Source organism: Photobacterium sp. HL06 (assembly GCF_059552575.1).
The window spans coordinates 564,558-583,792 of sequence record NZ_CM183915.1 but is presented as its reverse complement, the minus strand read 5'-3'; the positions used below and the strand labels follow the sequence as shown (position 1 = coordinate 583,792).

Below are 19,235 nucleotides of genomic sequence, written 5' to 3'. Positions count from 1 at the left end.
TGTTCAGCTAGCTATACATAGCCATCTCGCCTCGAATCGCCGAGGCGAGATGGTCTTGCTTGCTCCTAGTCGGCGGTTGCGCGAAGAAGCTGAAGTTCTTGCTGCATCTGTTCACTGACTGTTTTGTTGATTGGGTAGAGGATCAGAACAAGGGCATTGGCGAGAAAGCCAAGGGCTGGCAGCAGGCTCATCATGGTCAGAATACCCTGTAGGGTCTCTGCAGATTGAACAGCACCGGCCTGATAACCATAGCGCGTAAGAATAGCGCCTGTGATCACTCCGCTGATCCCCATCCCAAATTTATGCGAGAAGGTCACCGAGCTGGTTGTCAGGCCAATGACCCTTTTCCCTTGTTTCCACTCACAGTAATCGGCGGCATCAGCAACCATCGACCACATGATCGGGACACTCACGCCTTGGGCGATCATAACGAGGAAGAATAGCCCACAGATCATTGCAATGTTAGTGGTATCCAGCCAATAGAAATTAACGATAAGCAGTGAGGCCAGTAGCTGGGCACCGATCATTATTTTCTTTTTACATTGGGATTTTGACAACACAGCAGTGATCACAACCCCAAGCAGCATACCAATATTGCCGGAGACGAAGAAGGCTGTTGCCATGTCGGTTTGGCCAACGTTATAGCGGAAGTAATACATACCGACGGCAAATGGCATCATGGTAAAGCTGAAGCACAATACGCCCACAACCAGCAGTACCCACCAAGCCCTGTTTTGGCTGACGACCTTGAGATCTTGCCTAATTGAAGATGGGTGGTCGATGGACTTGACCCTTTCTTTGGTCGAGCGGAATGTTATGAAGAAAAAGAATACCGCCAGGATAGCAAACAGGGCGATGGTCAACTGGAATCCTTGTTGTTCATTATCTCCACCCAGTAAGCGTACTAGAGGGAGTGTACTGCCCGACACTAGCAGCATGGCAAAGAAGCCGCAGAACATACGAAAGCTTGCCAGTTGGGTTCTGGCTTTGCTGTCTGAGCTCATCATTACCGGCAGGGCCGAATAGGGGATATTAACCACGGTGTAGCAGACCATTAGCAGGATATAGGTGACATAGGCATAAGCCAGTTTGCCAGTGTCAGATAGGTCAGGGGTGGTAAAAGTGAATACCGCCAATATACCAAGTGGCACTGCACCAAATAGGAGGTAAGGGCGAAATTTTCCCCAGTGGCTAGATGTTCGGTCGGCAATGGCACCCATCAGGGGATCGCTGACAGCATCAATCATTCTGGCGACAAAAAATACACTGCCAACGGCGGCGGCAGACAGGCCAAATACATCGGTATAGAAATACATCAGGAAAGTGGTCACCGTAGAAAATATCAGTGTACTTCCCAAATCGCCCACGCCGTATCCCAGCTTTTCTTTAAATTTAAGTGATTCCATTACTTGTTACCTCTGTAGGTTTTGTCTGCATTGTCTTTGGGGCAGGCACAAACCACTAGCGGGCTTTTTGACTCGTTTGTTGGGGGATATTTGTGCTGACGTACAAACTGTGAGTTATGTCATGGTTGAGTAAAGGGTATCTAATGGCTGGAATGATGTGATAACCCTTTGCAAAATAGAGAAATTATTAATCCTTTGTAATAGCGACAAACAATCCTATCTGGATCACACTTTTTCCTATACATCAAAATCCCCCTATAGGATCGGGCAAACCCCTACGAAGTTTGCGGTGATAAAACACCTTAGACTTTCCTGCATCCAAACCGTACAGCGCTGGTATGACGGTTAGACATAGATACAGATAAGTTTGAGGTCATAATGATAGATTTAACGGCAAAACCATTTTATTTAAACCATGATGCGGTTGCCTGGGTTGAAGAGACCCTCAATGCAATGACACTGCATGAAAAAGTGGGGCACCTGTTTTGCCCAATCGGCCTAAGTTCCGAAGAGGAAGATCTACAGGCTCTCCTGAAAGAGTTCGAGCCAGCCGGGATCATGTTTCGTCCGGGCGAGGCCAAAGAAGTCCAGCAGGTGCACCGGTATCTACAGCAGCATAGCAAAATACCGATGCTGATTGCCGCCAACCTTGAAAGTGGCGGCAACGGTGCGGTGGCAGAGGGAACAGAGTTTGGTTCTCAAATGCAGGTGGGTGCGACTGCCGATCCGGAAATGGCGGGCAAGCTCGGTATGGTTGTTGCTGAAGAAGGCCGTGCTGCTGGCTGTAACTGGGCATTCGCCCCGGTTATCGATTTGGATTATAACTTCCATAACCCTATCACTAATACCCGTACTTACGGTAGCGATCCTGAGCTTGTTGGTGCAATGGGTAAGGCCTATGTAGAAGCCGTACAGGCACGTGGTATGGCAACCTCAATCAAACACTTCCCTGGCGATGGCGTTGATTATCGTGATCAGCATTTGGTGCTGTCAGTCAATACTATGGAGCCACAAGAGTGGGATGACACATTTGGCCGCGTTTACCAGCAGTCGATTGATGCCGGTGCCCTGACTGTAATGGCGGGTCATATTGCAATGCCTGAGTACTCCAAGGTACTGAATCCGAATCTGAAGGACCAAGAAATCATGCCGGCGTCCATGGCACCGGAGCTACTGAATGACCTGTTGCGCGACAAGCTGGGTTTTAACGGCATGATTGTCAGTGATGCAACAGGTATGGTCGGCTTTACAACCATGATGAAACGTGAGTTTGCGGTACCGCTCACCATTGCAGCCGGCTGTGATCTATTCCTGTTCAACAAAGATCTGAAAGAAGATTTTGGTTTCATGATGCAGGGTATCGAAAAAGGCTTGCTGAGCCTGGAGCGAGTTGACGAAGCGATTATTCGCACGCTGGCGACAAAAGCGGCGTTAGGCCTTCATCAGCGTGATTTTTATGCAGAGCTGGATATGTCCCTAATTGGTTGTGAAGAGCATAAGCAACTGGCGAAGGAGTGTGCTGATAAAGCAGTCACCCTGGTTAAGAACAATGACGGTATCTTGCCGCTCTCGCTTGAACAACACAGCCGGGTACTGCTGATTGGTCTAGGCGATGAAGGGGATATGTTTGGTAACCAGACCGGTACTGTAGCGAAATTCCAACACCAACTAGAAACCGAAGGCTTTAAGGTTACCCTTTACGATACCTCGCAGTTTACCATGCGAGACATGATGCAGTCGGTTGAAGATTTTACTGCCGATTATGATGTGGTGGTGTATGCCGCTCAGTTTAAGACTGCGAGTAACAAAACCACACTGCGTATTAACTGGGCGCGCCCGATGGGTATTGATGCACCTTGGTTTACCCCGGAAATTCCGACCGTTTTTGTTTCTTTCGGCAATCCATATCACCTAATGGACGTACCTCGCGTTCCTACCTATATCAATGCCTATACCGGTAACGATATTACTATCGAAGCCGTAGTGAATAAACTGATGGGGCTCTCCGAGTTTAAGGGCATCAGCCCTGTCGATGCCTTTGTTGGCCAGTGGGATACCCGCCTGTAAGTGAGAAACCCGCCTTTGATTTTTCACGGGCGGGCCTATAGCAACAGAAATAATGGATAAAGTTATGAGCGAGACAATTAAAGGCGTGATCTTCGACCTTGATGGTGTGTTGGTTGATACTGCTGGCTTGCACTACCAGGCATGGAAAAAGATAGCAGCACACCTCGGTATTTCATTTAGTGAGCAAGACAATGAAAAGCTAAAAGGGGTAAGTAGAAAAGAGTCACTAGACATTATTCTAAGCTTAGGTAATAAGCAGTTATGCGAAAAAGATAAGCATGAACTATTAGATAAGAAAAACAAAGACTACCTGACTTTGGTTTATAAGCTGAATGAAAATGATGTGCTTGACGGTGTTATCAATTTAATTGAATGGTTGAAGTCAGAAAAAATCAAAATTGCTTTAGGTTCAGCAAGCAAGAATGCAAAGCTAATTTTGGAGTTAACCGGGATATTTCATTATTTTGATTATATTGTCGATGGAAATATGGTGGCCAAGGCTAAGCCAGCACCGGATGTGTTTCTAACGGGTGCCGAGCTTCTAGGTTTAGAGCCTACTGAATGTCTGGTCTTTGAGGACGCCAGTTCTGGCGTGCAAGCCGCCTTGGCTGCAGGAATGAAAGTTATCGGTGTCGGTGAGTATGATCTATTGCATCAAGCTACAGCTGTAACACCTAATTTAAAGGAGCTTAATATCAGAAAATATATCAGCTAAGAGACTTAATAACAAAAACAGTAGCCGGGATATTAAATGATAGCTCTGGCGTGTAGATAAACACAAATTAAATAATAGATAGTAAACGCTTCATTAATTATGAGGCTGCCTATTTATAGCTTGAATGACGGAATTGTTTTCTAAGGAATGAAAATGAACCTTACCTCTACGTATAAATACGTAAGGCTGGCCTGCCTTACTGGTTTGATTATTTCGCCTGCCTCACAGGCGAGTGGGTTGTTTGAAAATAATGAGCTGACATTATCAACCCGAAATATTGCAATGTACCTAGATCAAGATACTTCAGATGATGAGGACCAGTTTGCCTGGGCACAGGGAATTGCAATTGATTATAAGTCGGGATATTTGGCCGATATTATTGGCTTTGATGCAACCTATTCTGGTGCCATCAAATTAGACGCTAACGATAACTTCCAGGGCCGTGACTTACTACGTGATAACAATGGTAAAGCTGAAGGTTTTAACAAAATTAGCCAGATCTATGCTAAGGCTAAACTGGGTGACGATGACCTATACGCAAACGTTTATGGTGGCTGGAAGGAGCTGTACAAAACCGGTTCGCTGACTGTTTCACACGGCCGCGCCGTTGTTGCCTCATACCAGGGTATCAGTGGTGAAGTTGGTTATAAGGGCCTACGCCTGCGTGGTGTCTATACCGATCGCTTTTCAGACAGAGACTCGCCAACAAAAGTTCGTTTCAAGACCCTTTCAGGCAAGAAAATTGACAGCATCATTACCGGTGATCTCAGTTACCGCTGGGGTAAAAAGAACGTCGTCAATCTGTTCAGTGGCGAAAGTAAAGATTACCTGCGCCGAAGCGGCCTGGAATTTAAATGGCTGACTCCAATTTCAGAAACCTCAAAGGTAGGCCTGAGTGGATATTTCTACCAAAATGACGGTTTGGATAACTGGGAAGGGATGGCGTTCGATGATAAGGCCAACCACTACAACTTGAACTTGGATTACATGGTCGGTTCATGGACCCTGACAGGCAGCTATGCCTATACCGAAGCTGAGCTTGAGAATGGCCTGGGTATGTTCTTCTGGGATATGGGTAAAAATACTGACGGTAACTTCAATAGTAAGGCTGATGGAGTCGGAACCGACTTTAACAAAGACGGCGAGACCATGGTTTCTTTCAAGGCTATGTATAACATGGCGAATGCTGGCGTACCCGGCATGATGATAGGTGCCAGTGCGACTTACGGCTTTGGTATGGAATTTCAGGGCGCGGATATAGATGAAGCGGAACTGAACCTTCTGGTGATGTATCAGTTTCAGGATAAAGCACTTAAGGGCCTCAGCATGATGGCTGGTGTTGGACCTGGATACTCCTATGTTACGGATCGCGCCAGGAACCCTGTTGTCGAAAATGGTGACTGGGAAAAACGGTCCATTCTCGGTGCTACTTTCGTGATTGATTATAAATTTAACCTGCTTTAAGCCTGTTACGACGTAAGGATATGAAGATGAAAACAACATTGAAAACGGTTGCTGCTATTGTTGCTGGTGCTCTGCTGACTCTGCCGGCGTTGGTTCAGGCGAAAGCAGCTAACGCTGAAGATAAGTTACGTATTCTGGTTGTCAGCGATGACGGTTGCCGTAGTGAAGGATCGCAAGAACTGTTTAAAGCCCTGACCAAAGAAGGCTATGACGTATGGCTCTCTGGCCCTTTAAACAATCAAAGCGGGAAAGGGACGGCAGTCACTTTTAAGCTTGGAAAAGAGCTGAAGTATGAGAAAATTGATGAAAAGGCGTATTGTTTTGATGGTACCCCTGTTGATTCAGTCTTGTTTGGTTTAACCGGCCTGATGGCCGATCAAAAGCCGGATCTGGTTATTTCTGGTGTGAATGATGGCCCGAATGTCGGTGTAAACCAGTTTAACTCTGGTACGGTAGGGGCTGCTGCCCGAGCTATTCGTCATGGTATTCCGGCACTTGCTGTGAGTATGGGTTTCCGTCTGGAAGAAGCAAAAGAGGGATTCCCAAGCTCTATTCAGTTTATTCCTGCAGGTGTTGAACATACACTTGAAGTGGTTAGTAAACTCAATGCGAAAAAAGCGGGTGGCCAGGATCTGTTGCCTAAAGGTACAGGGCTGAGTATCAACTACCCTCCGTATCCAAAAAACGAGATCAAAGGTGTTAAATATATCGAGAACGAGCTTCAGCCCGATTACAACTATACCTTTAAGCTGGTAGACGAGAAGACAACCGTACAGGAGCTCAACTTCAAACCTTTCCTAGCTGCAAAGGATCCGACGGTAACGACAGATACCACAGAGCTGATGCGTAAATATATTACCTATACGGTATTTAACGCGCACTGGAATGAGCCGGAAGCGGTGGCTTCGTATAAGGCCTTATTAAACTAGTTCGTCTTTGTGTCTAAACAAAAAAACCTCGACAGCCATGTCGAGGTTTTTTTGTGAGCTTTGATCACTAATCGTGTGCACGGAAACCTTGTTAACACACTAATTCACCTTTGGTTAAGCTTCCGTATTTATTATTTGATTGGCTTAGTATCTGTAACTTTCACTGTTATTGACTAGTGTTAATGGGGAAAGTTGGAATAAAAGCATGATATTACAGCTTACGCTGCTCTCAATTTTAGTGTCAGTAACCGGAGAGTAGTGGGTGAGTCAATATTAACGAGTGTAATTAAGGTGGGTGAGTAATGGAAATGGACTGGGCCAATGGGGTCTTAAATATCGGCTCCTTTTTTGCGGTAACAATAGGTATTCTCGTCCTTTTTGTTGGTCGCCGTCTCAATAGTTTGATCGCACCGTTGCGGGAGTTTAGTATCCCGGAACCTGTAACAGGCGGGATCTTGTTTTCTGTTTTGATTGCACTGGTTTATATCGCCACGGATGTAGAGATTGAATTTGATCTGATGGCACGGGATATACTGTTGGTCTATTTTTTTACTACTATCGGGATCAACGCCAGCCTCAAAGATCTGCTCAAGGGGGGGGTGCCGTTGATCATTTTGCTCGCGATCACTATCGGTTACATGATCATCCAAAATTTTACCGGGATCAGCGTCGCTGCAATGTTCGGCCTTGATTCTGCCGTTGGTATGCTAGGAGGCAGTGTTTCTCTGATCGGAGGACATGGCACAGCGATAGCGTGGGCACCACGAATATCTGAAGGTTTTGGCATTACCAATGCGATGGAAATCGGTATTGCCAGTGCCACTTTCGGTTTGATTCTGGCCAGTTTGATGGGGGGGCCAATCGCCAAGCTCCTTATCACGCGCTATGATCTTAAGCCAGATCACAAAGAGCAGCTGGATGTCGGGGTGGCCGAAGAGTCAGAAAACGGCCCAATCACAGGTTTTGATTTTCTCGATGCTATTTTTGCCATCCATATTTGTGCAATTTTTGGCTTTATTCTGAACGAGGCGATAGAAGAAGCCGGACTGCAGTTGCCACTGTTTGTGACCTGCCTATTTGCAGGTATTGTGATGACAAACTTGATCCCGAGCTCTTTTCCTCGTATTTCAGGAACCAAGTGGCCGTCTCGTAAGCCCGCTGTTGCTTTGATTGCTGATGTATCACTGGGAACGTTTTTAGCGATGTCACTAATGAGTATGCAGCTGTGGACGTTGGTTGACTTGGCTGGTCCGATTTTCGCCATTCTTGGTGCACAATTTGCTGTGGCGATATTAGTCAACCTCTTCATCGTCTTTCCGGCGATGGGCAAAAACTATGATGCAGCGGTTGTCTGTTCAGGTTTTGGCGGGATCTCTCTGGGCTCGACCCCAACAGCGATGGCTAACATGTCTGCGGTCGCCCAGCGTTACGGTAACTCGCATCAGGCGTTTATCATCGTGCCGCTGGTCTGCGCCTTCTTTATCGACTTAGCTAATGCGCTGATCATTCCTTATTTCCTGGCGAATTTTTAATAATGGCCTCTGGCTAATGACTCCTTTAGCCGTACTTATTCTTAGGTACGGCTTTTGTTTATCATCAATAATTCAATCCTTATTTAATTAAGCGTTGGAATTTATTTGACATAGTCTGAAATTGTTTTAAACGAAAGAATAATTACCGGGTGAATTATAGCTAATATTTTATTATAGCTGGCTTGTTATATGTTTACCTTTATTTATGGTTATATTTTACTGATTGTAAGAAATACCTGACTTTGCATATTGTTGTTCTACAATTACTTGTAATCGGTTGCTGGTATGGAGGTTTTTTATTTAACCTCTAGGAATTTTTCCTAATTTACCTACGAGTTTTTCTAGTGTTATATAGGAATCAACCCTATATAAACAGATTTATATATTGCTTAGTATTAATGGAACAGTCTAAAAATACTGTGGGAAAGATATATTTACTCTGTATGCGCCGTTTAATTGGGGAAGCCTGCAGGGAGTTAAGTACTGATCCCATAAGTAATCAATATTGATGAAATCAGTATTTATAACGAAAGGTAAAGCAATGACCGTTTCCACTCCTCCTTGTTTTTTCCGCATGCACAATGTCATCCAGGATTACGCATGGGGTAGTACAACATCCATCGAATCTCTGTTTGGTATCGCCAATCCTGAAACGAAACCACAGGCTGAAATCTGGATGGGAGCTCACCCTAATGGCTGCTCGCAGATAGATATAGCAGGCGAGGCAACACGTCTAGCTGAATTTATCGAGACTGACAAAGCAGCGATTATTGGTGAGGTGACTGGTAAGCAATTTGGCGAGCTTCCTTATCTGTTTAAAGTCTTGGCAGCTGAAAAAGCGCTGTCGATTCAGGTTCACCCAAGCAAGGCACAGGCTGAAATTGGGTTTGCCAAAGAACAAGAAGCGGGTATTCCGCTCAGTGCGGGGCACCGTAATTACAAAGATCCTAACCACAAGCCTGAGCTGGTTTACGCACTGACACCTTACCAGGCAATGAATGGTTTCCGCGAGTTTGCCGAAATTGTCACTCTCTTCCGTTGTTTAGAAATCACCGATTTGCATAAGTTGGTCATTGGGCTGGAAGAGAATCAAAATGAAGATGGCCTGCGTCAGTTCTTCGAGGCGATGCTTTCATTGCAGAGCACGGCCAAAGACACTGCTGTTAACGGGCTACTGGCTTATGCCGAGCAGCACAAAGACGATGCATTGTTTGCCTTAATCTTAGATCTTGCCGAGCAGTATCCGGGTGATATTGGCTTGTTTTCACCACTGATGCTGAATGTGCTGACACTGCAGCCGGGTGAAGCCATGTTCCTGGATGCCTGCACACCCCATGCCTATATCAAAGGGACTGGTCTTGAGATCATGGCGAACTCCGACAATGTACTGCGTGCGGGCCTGACGCCTAAACACATGGACATCGCTGAGTTAGTTGGCAGCACACGTTTCGTCCCGAAGCCAACAGATACCTTGCTGCTAGCACCAGAGCAATCGGAAGGCGGCCTGCATTACCCAATTCCGGTACCTGATTTCAAGTTCAGTGTGTACCAGAACCAGCAAGATGTAGAACTAACAATTTCCAGTGCTGAAATTTTGCTGGCGATTGATGCACCGGTTACCATCATCCACTCGAACGGTGAAACCTTGACTGTTGAGAAAGGTGAGTCAGTGTTTATTCCGAACTATGCCGATTGCTATACCGCCACTTCAATCGGCCGGTTTGCTAGAGCATATAATTGATTTGTAAGTAACATCACCTTCAATGATTTCCTGTTTAAAATCAGTTGCCTATTTAAAGCTAGTCGTATTGACTGGCTTGTCTATCTCAATTGTTCTCGTCAACTTTCGTCATCCCTTTTTAGCTAGTTATTTCCAACGAACCTGATCACGACAGATGGTCAGGTTCTGATTATGTTGTTTGTGGCCTTAGGCTCCTGTTGGACAGAAGCGACTTGGCTGTAATAAAAGCTCAATAAAATAGATCTTGATCACACTAAAGCATTGGTTTATATTGATTGTGTAATTTAATTACGAAATTGAATTACATTAATGAATGTAAATGCTGTTTATAGGTAAATATTGGAGAGCAAAATGAAAAAATTACGTAACCTTGTAGCGCTATTTTCGACTCAGCTTAACTTCGACCGCAGCCAGTTTGCTGTTAGTGCGAACCGCACGCTGCAACAATAGTTTTCTGCAATTCTAACCCTACTATCTCTCGTTGAGCCTGCAGGGCACAGCAAGCCGTTAAGTCAGTGAAAACTTGATTCAGTAAATGCCCAGTATCGACATGGGGTATTTATGATCAAGGTTTTCATCGGCTCTATGTCAAATCACCGTTACTGTCTCTTCAGCTTTCACCTTTCATCTCGTTCAGCTAGAACTGTCCCCAATTTTTGTTAATAACACCCAAGAACCCACGTGTTGTAGGTCGGTATAACTTTCACCTTTTGACTTGAATGTGGATAACAGCGATCCCTTTGATGGGCTATGTTTGACCTAAGAGAAAAGGTTAATAGCTTATGATTTACCGAATACTGGCAGATCTTGTCGTAATACTTCATCTGATGTTTATTATTTTTGCGGTGCTTGGAGGCCTGCTGGTGCTATGGCGAGGCTATGTGTTGCTTATCCATATTCCAGCAGCTATATGGGTTGCGGTGATCAGCTTTAAAGGCTGGATCTGCCCATTGACGCCATTGGAAAACCAGTTGAGGCAAGCGGCTGGAGGCGAAGGCTATCCGGGAGGATTTGTTGAGCACTATATCATTCCCGTTATTTATCCGGTTGGATTGCGCTTTGATGTTCAGGTTTTACTGGGTATTGTGGCTGTGGGGATCAATATAGCGATTTATGCGCTCGTCTATTATTGGTATAGGCTCAGGCAAGACAGGTGGCGGGAATGAAAAGTATATTGGTTACCTTCGTGGTGCTCTATGCACTTTTTGCGCTTACTTTTTGCTCCCTGCAACGTAAATTCCTGTATTTTCCCCAGCCAGCTAGTGACGTATACGGCGAAATGAATACCAGTTTCGTTGTTGATGGTGTACAGCTTTTTGGTTGGACCCTCAATGAAGGGCAACCTAAAGCGTTAATCTATTATGGCGGCAACGCCGAAAGTATTGAAGCCAACATTCCATTCTTCGAGGCGGTGCTCCCGAGTTACACCGTCTATCTTATCCCTTATCGAGGCTATGGTAATAACCCAGGTACGCCCACCGAGAAGGCTCTATATAGCGATGCTGTACATATCTTTCAGTCGGTTAAAGGTAAACATGATTCAATATCGTTGATGGGCCGGAGCCTTGGCTCCGGTATTGCCACATACGTAGCGGCTAATCGGCAAGTGGACAAGCTTATTTTGGTTACGCCATTTGATAGCATTGAAAATGTCGCAAAGGATATTTATTGGATGTTCCCCGTTTCCTTGATGATAAAAGACAGGTTCCGCTCATCGGATTGGGTGAAAGATATTACGGCTCAAACCTATATCTTTATTGCAGAAGATGATCGGGTGATCCCCCGGGCCAGAACTGACCAACTAATCGCTCTGTTTGGCGATCAGCTGGTGGAAGTGGTTGTCGTTACCGATGCCGGCCACAATACTATTTCACAATTTCCTGCCTATGAGTTAGGGCTGAAGCGGGCACTGGATTAGCTCATGGCACATTCTGGTGATTCAACGAGAAACTGTTTTAATAGCTTTTCACACTGTTTTTGGCTCAAGTAACCAGGGACAGGATAGGTACCGTGTGCTTCAGCCAGTGCCCGTTTGGTGAGCAGCGGAATATCTTCGGCTTTTAATTCAGGGAAACCGTCTGGAATATTGAGTTTTTTATTGAGGCTAACCACAGCATCGATAAATTCACTGCCGTCGTTAAGGCCGATAACAGTTGCCATCTCTTTCATACGTTGCTTACAGTACGGATGCAATAAACGCAGTACCTCTGGTAGTAGTACTGCGTTCGCTTGTCCGTGCGGAATGTGGTACATCCCTCCGAGTTGATGGGCAATCGCATGGACATAGCCAACAAATGCGCGGGTAAAAGCACACCCTGCTTCATAGGAGGCCATGGCCATTTGCTCCCGCGCATCTATATCCTGGCCATTTTCATAAGCTTTTGGCAGGAAAGTGAATATTTTCTCTATCGCCTGCTTGGCATACTTGTCGCTTAGCGGGGTGTTGTATGTGCCGATAAAGGCTTCGATGGCATGGGTCAGGGCATCCATGCCTGTTGCTGCTGTCATGCTTTGCGGCAGGCCTGTCATTAACTTGGGATCGATGATGGCAAAGTCAGGTAGCAGCACAGGATCCGCGATTGCAAACTTTTGCCGGGCTGCCGGGTCGGAAATAACGGCGGCGACTGTGGCTTCGGAACCGGTACCGGCAGTCGTGGGGATGGCCATAAATGGCGGCAATTTTTTTCTGATTTTCAGTTTACCAGCCATGGTTCGTACTGGCCGGTCTTTGACAACTTTTGCCCCGATGACTTTGGCGCAGTCGATTGGTGATCCTCCGCCGAGGGCGATAATAGCATCGCAGTTAAATTGTTTATAAAAATCAGCACCGGTTGCGACCGTAGCAATCGTCGGATCGGGCATCACTTGGTTGAAAATGGCGTAGTCAATGTCGTGTGCTTCAAGCGAATCACAAAGGGAAGGAAGCATTGCCTTTGAACTCGTTCTGCCCGTTACAATCATGGCTTTCCTTGCACCAGCAGATGACATCAGTTCACCTGCTTTCGAGATGCTGTCTATCCCGGCTTCTACATGGGGGAAGGGGATGGTGACCAATTTGTTGAGCTGTTTGTTGACGCCTACCACTGCTTTATATAACAACATATCAAAATCCTTTTAAACAGATGTTTGAATTATAGGGGCAAAGCATGTGCTTGTATTAGACTTAGTTCATACTCCTATACATTGCTGATAAATAGTGTCGTTCTATGTTCGGGGTGAAAAGAGAGAGAATGCCTGATTGGAATATTGTAAAGCCGCTCCCAGTAAGTTTTATACAGTGCTTAAAAAGTGTGTGTTTTTGATATATACCCAAGCTACTTCAAGATGCAGGATTCAGAGTGATATCAGCATGTCCAGTTCAAGGAAAATGGCGGCAGGAATGGTGGCCCCTTTCGACGTTATTTGACATAGAAATGGGCTTGCTGAATCACTCCCAAAGGGCGAGTTGGCTGGGCTGGTATGCTTTGTTGCTGCTTTTTACCGTAGAGCCACTATGTTTTCAAATCAGCGCCTTGCCTACGCGGCCCGACCAACCAGTCCAGCCATTCTCGCTGAAACGAGCATCTTGAGGTAGTTTGGGTATAAGCCAGTTCCTGCATGATTTAATGATTCAATATTGCTGTAGGAATACAGTGAATAGTATGTATGTTGTGTATGGTGGTTGACACGCTGGATTTCTTATTGGTTCGTTAACTGCCGAGCAATAAGAAATTCCTAGCAGTTGTTGCAAAATTTGCAACAACTGCCTCTTTCTATGCTGTTTATTTCTAGGCTGTAATGCTTATGCGACTTCTAACATTTTTTGCTGGTGTGCAAGGTACTCATCATAAGTGCCTTGGAAGTTAACGAGCTTCTTGTCTTTCACATCAATAATAGAAGTGGCAAGAGACGAGACAAACTCGCGGTCATGGCTTACAAAAATCAGCGTACCTTGATAATCTTTAAGGGCGTTATTAAGTGCTTCAATCGCTTCCATGTCCATGTGGTTCGTTGGTTCATCCATAACGAGAACATTGATGTCTTGCATCATTAACTTACCAAACAATAAACGGTTTTTTTCTCCACCAGAACAGTTCTTCGCTTGTTTATTTGCATCATCCGCAGTGAATAGTAAGCGACCTAAAATGCCACGAACTATCAAATCATCATGCTTGGTTGTGCGCCACTGTGAGATCCAATCGAAGATACTTAAATCGTTGTCGAAATCGGCTGTACTATCTTGTGGGCAGTAACCAATAGAAGCATTTTCAGACCACTTTACTACGCCGTGGTTCTGCTCTAGCTCGTTGACTAGGCAACGTAGCAATGTCGTTTTACCCACACCGTTTTCGCCAATCACCGCTAAACGAGTACCTGCTTCCAGAAGTAAGTTACCTTTCTCGAACAGTAGTTCATCTTCAAATGCATGACCTAAATCTTGTAGCTCAAGTGCTTGGCGATGCAGCTTCTTGCCTTCACCAAAATCAATCGATGGGCTAATACGGCTAGTCGATTTAACTTCGTCTAGCTTGATTTTATCCATCTTCTTCGCACGAGAACTTGCTTGCTTCGCTTTAGAAGCGTTTGCACCAAATCGATTTACGAAATCTTGCAATTCGCTAATCTCAGCCGCTTTTTTAGCATTGCCTGCCAGTAACTGTTCGCGGATCAGACCTGAAGCTTCAAGGAAGTATTCGTAGTTACCTGGGTAGATACGAAGCTCACCGTAATCGATATCCGCCATGTGGGTACATACGGAGTTTAAGAAGTGACGGTCATGCGAAATGATGATCATCGTACACTTACGTTGATTCAGCTCTTCAGCAAGCCAGTTGATCGTATGAATATCCAAGTTGTTGGTTGGTTCATCTAATAGCAAAATATCTGGGTTAGCGAAAAGTGCTTGTGCTAGTAGCACACGCAGTTTCCACCCCGGAGCAACATGCTGCATTAGGCCAAAATGGAATTCTTCTTCAATACCAGCTTGTAGCAAAATATCGCCAGCACGGCTTTCTGCTGTGTAGCCATCCATTTCTGCAAATTCACTTTCAAGTTCTGCAACCGCCATGCCGTCTTCTTCACTCATTTCTGGTAATGAGTAAATACGGTCACGTTCTTTTTTGATTTCCCATAGCTTACGGTCACCCATGATTACAACGTCGATAACATTGTGTTGCTCAAAAGCAAATTGGTCTTGACTCAGTACACCAAGTTTTAATCCAGGGGTAATAGACACATTGCCAGAGCTTGGAGCCAGTGCGCCACTAAGAATCTTCATGAACGTTGATTTACCACATCCATTGGCTCCGATTAAGCCGTAACGGTTACCGTTACCGAACTTAGCAGAAATGTTTTCAAATAAAGGCTCGGCGCCGAATTGCATGGTGATGTTAGCGGTTGAGATCAAAGAAGTATTCCTAGGTATTAAGATTGGCTAATCGCTTAGTCAGATATGCCAAATCAACAAAAATTAAAGCACGAATTAATAGGCGGCGAATTATACAGATTTATTGAACAAATAACAGATGTGGGAGGTAAGTCACAGAAGGAGATTGTGTTATAGGAGGAATCAAGAGGATGCTTAGTTAAATTAAGTTTTAATTTCATGTGGTTAGCTTAATTTGATGCATCGAAAGCATCCATAGTTAAGGAAGTAAAGACATCATGTGTGAGAATTGTTTTGATATGCTGTGAGAAGCGCTTCCGTGATGCACTCGATGGGGGATATGGCAACAATTCGATTATAGGTTGTTCGGTCAGGGCTATGGAAAGCCGGATCCCACCACGACACCGCGCCGCACTGGGTGCAGGTACACTCCACATCGTAAAACATCGCCTCTGGCGGCGGCGCGGCAAGAGTTGTATCGCGTAGACTGGCAGAATGGTTTCAGTTTTAAGTTGCAGTCCCTGTTGCTACAAGGTGCTTAGGGAAAGAAGTCAGAGAACACGGGTGTTTATGGGGGGCCCCGTTTTGCAAGACAAGGTTAGATTGGCGACAAACAGTGTGATTTTGACCATTAATACTAGACACTTGAATAAGCGGCATATAGTAAGGAAATAATCGGACAGCTAAGCATTACTGGGAGCCTAGAGTGAAGCCTGGGGAGTTGAATTCGCGAAGTACAGTGAGAGAAGCTGGCATAAAGGCCGAACAAAAAAATCCCGTTTCAACGGAGCAAGCAGCTTTAACTTATAATGTAAGCTAATGTTTTATATAATTATTGAAAATTGAAAATTGAAAACTGGGAATATAGAAATGACGTATTCTGAAGTAATGGCTCTACCAGCAAAAGAACGAGGGCCTTTGCTTAAGCCTCTGGCAGAGTCCGGAGATAATGATGCCTGCTTAGAGTATGCAAAGTTGATTTTTGCAGACAAATACAGTGGCACTCCTGCTGCAGGACAGTCGAAAGATGATGCAAAAGCAGAAGCACGTTCAAGCGCAGTAACATTTCTATATGACGCTGCTCTTCGTGGTCACCTGCCAAGCATTATTTTGGGACAGGATGCAGTCTTTTTAGGTCGCCAAGGTGCATTTAACAAAGTGCTCTGTAAGGTGAATTACACTAAGGCTATTGAGTTCTTAGAGCTTTGGCTGGCACAAGAGCCGGAACCGGATGATCGTGCTCTAGCACTGTTTCGAAAAGGTCTGTGTCTGAAGCTTATGAATGCAGAAACACCTTGGGGTGAAGTTAAGTCACTTTGGGAGCAATCAGCAAGCCTCGGTGGAGAGCATGGCATTGCAGCCTCCGCACAACTCGGAGCCTGGCATTATGACAATGGACGCTATGATGAAGCGATCCCATGGCTTGAAAAAGCCAAAACCTCATCCATGATGGCAGCTTCACACCTTATGTTGATTCATAAAAATCAGACTAAGTCTGAGGGTGATTATAAAGAAAGCTCAGACATTTGCTTAGCGCTGTGCAGCACTAAACCTAAGCCAGGCCAAACCTAAAGTTAACACCATCATTGAAACGGTACGCAGTGCGTACCGTTTGTATCAATCGAAACGAAGTTTGAACCGTATAGGTAAAGGGATTACTCCTAAGAGGGAATGACAAGTTTCTTGGCTGTTTCGGTGAGTTTGTCTGCAGCCATGTAGGTATGGGCAATTCCGGTAGGGCAGGCGGTAATTGCGACGACTCTCATCGGTGTCTCCTTACATGCAGTTTTAATATTTGATAGTGCCACTATAAGAAGTTGCCGTACTGCCCGGTAGAAGAGAAAGCAACCCTTTACTGGACATTTGTAACCACTAGAAATAAGCGTGATGGTGATCACTTCGGTGTTGTGGCAGGCTATCGTTTTCACTGACTAAGTCGTTGTTCAGCATTTTTGATGCATCAGTATCGTTTATTGTTCAACCCCTGAATCTAGCCCTTGAATTAAGGATTAAGGATTCGATCTACACTCAAAGGTATGAGCTGTATTTCGAGGAGTATCGGTTTGGATATTGGTGTTATTAAGGAAATAAAAAATCGGGAGAACCGTGTTTCCCTGACTCCATCTGGGGCCAAAGGGTTGGTTGAAGCCGGACATGTGGTGAAAGTCGAGACTGGAGCTGGCGAAGGTTCAGGCTTTAGCAATGAAGCCTATCGCGCCGCAGGTTGCCAAATCGTGACGGTTGATAGCGCTTGGGATTGCGAACTGGTACTAAAGATCAAGGAGCCGTTAATCGCCGAGTATGCCTACTTGAAGCAACAAATGCTTTTTACCTATTTGCACCTTGCTGGCGTTGATCCATCCCTTACCGAAGCATTGCTCGAAGCAGGTACGACCGCAATTGGCTATGAAACTGTTGAAGACAAGCAAGGAAAGCGCCCTCTGCTAGCACCAATGAGCGCAGTCGCCGGAAATATGGCTGTTACGGTTGGTAGCTATTATCTGGCCAAATTTGCAGGCGGCAAGGGGATGCAGCTTGGCTGTGTGCTAGGCGAACGCTACGGAAAGGTTGTAGTACTTGGTGACGGGGTTGTTGGCCGTCATGCTGCTAAGGTTGCTGACGGGATGGGGACGAATGTGGTGATAATGACCCGGCATGCTGATCGTGCAGCAGAATTAAAGCAAGGTGCCTCAGTAAACCTTCGTGTGGCACTGTCGTCGGCGGAGACGATTGCCCAAGAACTATTAGATGCAGATCTGTTGATTGGTGCTGTACTCCATCCCGGTAGCCGAGCTCCCCACTTGGTATCAAAAACGTTAGTTGCCACAATGCAACCCGGTAGTGTGATTGTCGATGTCAGTATCGATCAAGGGGGCTGTATCGAAACATCTCGCCCCACCTCGCACTCCGATCCGGTTTATCAGGAACAAGGGGTAACGCATTATTGCGTGACCAATATGCCGGGAGCCTATCCAAGAACCTCTACTATTGCCCTGACCAACGCCACCTTGGATTATGTCATGCGCTTGGCCTCTGGAGGGGTATCTGCGTTAAGGGCAGATCTGGATTTTGCCAAGGGAGTAAATACTCACTGTGGCTATATAACCTGTCGGCCTGTCGCGGAGCATCTGCAGATGTTATCGAAGTTCAGGGCGTTTCCAAATTGACATCAGTCAGCATGAAGGCCGTGACGTTACCGATAGTAAAAAATATCCAGCTTAGGCGTATTTTGATTGTCCTTCCCTGATATTTATTGAGAGGTGATTGTCAAAATGATTGCTATGTCATAGGTTGAGTATTGAGAGCCTGCTAATATGCCCAAAATAGATTGTAAGTTAATGAAACAAAATATTTTTTGTTGGCATTTTTAGGTTAGGGTGAAATTAGTAATGAAGTGTACGAGCTGTAAAGTCGGTGTGTTATCTCCTAGTTTTATTGATGGTTTATTTCGTGCCCATACTTGCACGCACTGCGGTGGTAACTGGGTATTGATTGAAGACTATGTGTCATGGAAAGAAAATAACCCAGAGTTTGAGTTTTCTGACGATGTATCTTGCGAAGCGGTTGATACGGAATCGGCGTTACTTTGCCCGCAGTCAGGAAAAATCATGCGTAAGTTCCGTATCACGGCAAATAGCTCACATCGTCTGGATTATAGCGCCAGCGTTGGTGGCGTTTGGCTGGATAAGGGGGAGTGGGATTTGATGAAGCAGGGAGGATTGGCTGGCTCATTAAATGCAGTGCTAACTGCCCCGTGGCAGAAAAACATTCGAATGGACACGGCAAAAGAGAGTTTCGCTGATCTATATAGAGAGAAGTTTGGCCAAGAAGCATATGCTAAAGCCAAGGATATTCGCCAGTGGTTGAATGAGCAGCCGAATAAAGCGGATCTAAGGGCTTATATTCTGGCGGAAGACCCGTACTCGGCTGAGCGGTGAGCCTTCAAAAAACACATTTGTCAGCTTCCTCCCGGCATGACCTATTCAGAAGATGTATTATTAGGTCGTTTGAAATCT

The 19,235-nt window shown here is 45.4% G+C and carries 14 protein-coding genes and 1 pseudogene; 11 read left to right on the top strand and 4 right to left on the bottom strand.

Annotated features, from left to right (window positions below; genetic code table 11):
• Window positions 1-65: 65 nt before the first annotated feature.
• Window positions 66-1,406, bottom strand: a complete 1,341-nt coding sequence (locus tag AC51G0_RS21120; RefSeq protein ID WP_496303617.1) for an MFS transporter — start codon at window positions 1,404-1,406, stop codon at window positions 66-68.
• A 378-nt stretch (window positions 1,407-1,784) separates the two neighbouring features.
• Between AC51G0_RS21120 and AC51G0_RS21115 the strand changes: the two genes are divergently transcribed.
• The 8 genes from AC51G0_RS21115 (at window position 1,785) to AC51G0_RS21080 (ending at window position 11,772) form a co-directional block, all read left to right on the top strand.
• Window positions 1,785-3,473: a glycoside hydrolase family 3 protein gene (locus AC51G0_RS21115; RefSeq protein WP_496303616.1), complete on the top strand. Its 1,689-nt coding sequence runs from the start codon at window positions 1,785-1,787 to the stop codon at window positions 3,471-3,473.
• A gap of 52 nt (window positions 3,474-3,525) precedes the next feature.
• Complete coding sequence (gene pgmB, locus AC51G0_RS21110; RefSeq protein ID WP_496303615.1) at window positions 3,526-4,188, top strand: beta-phosphoglucomutase; 663 nt, start codon at window positions 3,526-3,528, stop codon at window positions 4,186-4,188.
• 153 nt (window positions 4,189-4,341) lie between these two features.
• Entirely contained in the window at window positions 4,342-5,652 is a 1,311-nt protein-coding gene (locus AC51G0_RS21105; protein WP_496303614.1) for an OprD family outer membrane porin, read from the top strand.
• A gap of 26 nt (window positions 5,653-5,678) precedes the next feature.
• Complete coding sequence (gene surE, locus AC51G0_RS21100) at window positions 5,679-6,581, top strand: 5'/3'-nucleotidase SurE (protein WP_496303613.1); 903 nt, start codon at window positions 5,679-5,681, stop codon at window positions 6,579-6,581.
• A gap of 308 nt (window positions 6,582-6,889) precedes the next feature.
• Window positions 6,890-8,113 (top strand): sodium/glutamate symporter, encoded by a 1,224-nt coding sequence (gene gltS, locus AC51G0_RS21095; protein WP_496304165.1) that lies wholly within the window; start codon window positions 6,890-6,892, stop codon window positions 8,111-8,113.
• Between the two features lie 541 nt (window positions 8,114-8,654).
• The gene (gene manA, locus AC51G0_RS21090; RefSeq protein WP_496303612.1) at window positions 8,655-9,854 is read left to right on the top strand and encodes a mannose-6-phosphate isomerase, class I; all 1,200 of its coding nucleotides are present in this window, start codon (window positions 8,655-8,657) and stop codon (window positions 9,852-9,854) included.
• Between the two features lie 782 nt (window positions 9,855-10,636).
• Complete coding sequence (locus tag AC51G0_RS21085; RefSeq protein WP_496303611.1) at window positions 10,637-11,020, top strand: DUF2784 domain-containing protein; 384 nt, start codon at window positions 10,637-10,639, stop codon at window positions 11,018-11,020.
• Window positions 11,017-11,772: an alpha/beta hydrolase gene (locus AC51G0_RS21080; RefSeq protein WP_496303610.1), complete on the top strand. Its 756-nt coding sequence runs from the start codon at window positions 11,017-11,019 to the stop codon at window positions 11,770-11,772. Before AC51G0_RS21085 ends, AC51G0_RS21080 begins: the two co-directional genes overlap by 4 nt.
• Here the strand turns inward: AC51G0_RS21080 and AC51G0_RS21075 are convergent.
• Window positions 11,769-12,956, bottom strand: coding sequence for an iron-containing alcohol dehydrogenase (locus AC51G0_RS21075; RefSeq protein ID WP_496303609.1), 1,188 nt, complete (start codon window positions 12,954-12,956; stop codon window positions 11,769-11,771). The two genes, AC51G0_RS21080 and AC51G0_RS21075, sit on opposite strands and share 4 nt — an antisense overlap.
• A 679-nt stretch (window positions 12,957-13,635) precedes the next feature.
• The gene (locus tag AC51G0_RS21070) at window positions 13,636-15,240 is read right to left on the bottom strand and encodes an ABC-F family ATPase (protein WP_496303608.1); all 1,605 of its coding nucleotides are present in this window, start codon (window positions 15,238-15,240) and stop codon (window positions 13,636-13,638) included.
• Between the two features lie 849 nt (window positions 15,241-16,089).
• On the opposite strand from AC51G0_RS21070, the gene AC51G0_RS21065 reads away from it, so the two are divergent.
• Window positions 16,090-16,791 (top strand): hypothetical protein, encoded by a 702-nt coding sequence (locus tag AC51G0_RS21065; protein WP_496303607.1) that lies wholly within the window; start codon window positions 16,090-16,092, stop codon window positions 16,789-16,791.
• 107 nt (window positions 16,792-16,898) lie between these two features.
• On the opposite strand, the pseudogene AC51G0_RS21060 reads toward AC51G0_RS21065, so the two are convergent.
• Window positions 16,899-16,985, bottom strand: a pseudogene (locus AC51G0_RS21060) (PTS fructose transporter subunit IIB); the annotation flags it as partial.
• 297 nt (window positions 16,986-17,282) lie between these two features.
• Between AC51G0_RS21060 and ald the strand changes: the two are divergent.
• Both ald and AC51G0_RS21050 read left to right on the top strand, forming a co-directional pair.
• A complete protein-coding gene (ald, locus tag AC51G0_RS21055) occupies window positions 17,283-18,386 on the top strand; it encodes an alanine dehydrogenase (protein WP_496303606.1) in 1,104 nt (367 codons plus the stop codon).
• Window positions 18,387-18,608: 222 nt separating this feature from the next.
• Window positions 18,609-19,157, top strand: a complete 549-nt coding sequence (locus tag AC51G0_RS21050; RefSeq protein ID WP_496303605.1) for a TFIIB-type zinc ribbon-containing protein — start codon at window positions 18,609-18,611, stop codon at window positions 19,155-19,157.
• Window positions 19,158-19,235 lie beyond the last annotated feature (78 nt).